General features: G+C 33.7%; 1 protein-coding gene. It reads left to right on the top strand.

Annotated features, from left to right (window positions below):
• The coding region (locus tag KGF41_RS20770; protein ID WP_227857155.1) for a transposase at nt 1-194 on the top strand (194 nt) is incomplete at its 5' end.
• Nucleotides 195-202: the final 8 nt, after the last annotated feature.

Genomic DNA, 202 nt, shown 5'->3' with positions numbered 1-202 from the left:
CAAGATTGAAGGTAGCAAGGTTGCATCAAAAGATATCAGACCAAAGAGCAGATTTCCTAAATAAGTTATCAACTAAATTAATACACGAAAACCAAGTTATAGTTATTGAGGACTTGAAGGTAAAGAATATGGTGAAAAATCATAAGTTAGCGAAAGCTATAAGCGAAGCAAGTTGGTCGTTATTGAGGACTTGAGTTTAAGA

Origin of the sequence: Clostridioides sp. ZZV14-6150, from assembly GCF_020657875.1 — a bacterium.
GTDB lineage: Bacteria > Bacillota > Clostridia > Peptostreptococcales > Peptostreptococcaceae > Clostridioides.
The sequence above is the reverse complement of the archived record's forward strand: the minus strand, read 5'-3'. Positions and strand labels throughout refer to the sequence as shown.